Source organism: Halomonas sp. 707D4, assembly GCF_024158685.1.
Lineage (GTDB): Bacteria > Pseudomonadota > Gammaproteobacteria > Pseudomonadales > Halomonadaceae > Vreelandella.
Genome location: NZ_JAMZBD010000632.1, coordinates 1 through 1,468, shown reverse-complemented (window position 1 = coordinate 1,468; position 1,468 = coordinate 1). Strand labels below are relative to the sequence as shown.

The window sequence follows — 1,468 nt, the reverse complement described above, 5'->3', positions numbered from 1 at the left end:
GTACTCGGTGACGTCGTCGCCGTCGCTCACCCGCCAGTGCATGGAGAACTGGGTACCTGGCGTGCCGCTGATATCGATCTGGATACGATTCATCTCCTGCTCCTCGAAGGCGAATGCGCCGGTGGATAACACGGCGACCAGCGCCGCAAGGCCAACATGGCAGGAAAGTGCCGGGAATCGTTTCATGGTGGTCTACCTCGTAACCACGAGCGCCGCGAGATCGCGGCGCTTTCAGTGTAGCAGTGGCGGGGCGACCAGGCGCTAGAGCAGGGCGAACGCCTTCTCGGCGGCGTCCAGGGTCTTCTGGATGTCCTCCGGCGTATGGGCGCTGGACATGAAGCCTGCCTCGAACGCCGAAGGGGCCAGGTACACGCCGTGATCGAGCATCGCGCCGAAGAAGCGCCGGAAGACTTCCGGGTCGCAGGCGGTCGCCTGGGCGAAGTTGTCGACCCGCGACTGCGCGGTGAAGAAGAGCCCGAACATGCCGCCGACGGACTGGGTCATCATCGGCACGCCCGCCGCGGCCGCGCGCTCCTCGAGCCCGGTGCACAGCGTCCGCACCCGCTGGGCGAGCGCCTCGTGAAAGCCCGGCTCACGCAGCTTCTGCAAGAGCGTCACGCCGGCAGCCATGGCCAGCGGATTGCCGGAGAGCGTCCCCGCCTGGTAGATCGGCCCCATCGGCGAGAGGTTCTGCATGATGTCGCGTCGCCCGCCGAAGGCCCCCACCGGCATGCCGCCGCCGACGATCTTGCCGAGGCAGGTGAGATCCGGGGTGACGGCGTAGTGCGCCTGGGCACCGCCGAGGGCGACCCGAAAGCCGGTCATCACCTTATCGAAGATCAGCAGGCTGCCGTGCTCGGTGCACACCCGGCGCAGGGTCTCCAGAAAGCCGGGCTGCGGCGGGATGCAGTTCATGTTGCCGGCCACCGGCTCGACGATGATGCAGGCGATCTCGTCGCCGATCTCGGCAAAGCACGCCTCGACCCCCTCCGGGTCGTTGTAGGAGAGCGTGACGGTATGCTCGGCAAGCGATGCCGGCACGCCCGGCGAGCTCGGCTCGCCGTGGGTCAGCGCACCGGAGCCGGCCTTGACCAACAGCGAATCCGAGTGGCCGTGGTAGTTGCCCTCGAACTTGACGATCTTGTCGCGGCCGGTGCTGCCGCGGGCCAGGCGAATCGCCGACATGGTCGCCTCGGTGCCGGAACTGGTCATGCGCACCATCTCCATGGAGGGGATCATCTCGCAGATCAGCTCCGCCATGGTGGTCTCGACGGCGGTGGGCGTACCGAAGGAGAGGCCGTTGTCGAGGCGCGCGCGCACCGCCGCCAGCACGTCCTGGTCGGCGTGGCCGGTGATCATCGGCCCCCAGGAGCCGACGTAGTCGATGTAGCGGTTGCCCTCGACGTCGAACAGGTAGGCGCCCTGGGCGCGCTCCATGAACACCGGCGGACGATGCAGGCCCTTGAAC

1 protein-coding gene and 1 pseudogene are annotated in these 1,468 nt (G+C 67.6%); both read right to left on the bottom strand.

Annotation, left to right across the window (positions count from 1 at the left end; all coding sequences use genetic code 11):
• Window positions 1–186 (bottom strand): annotated as a pseudogene (locus tag BIS11_RS17410) (hypothetical protein); the annotation flags it as partial.
• 75 nt (window positions 187–261) lie between these two features.
• Window positions 262–1,468 (bottom strand): glutamate-1-semialdehyde 2,1-aminomutase (hemL, locus tag BIS11_RS17405; RefSeq protein WP_253586701.1); only part of this gene is annotated, 1,207 nt, incomplete at its 5' end.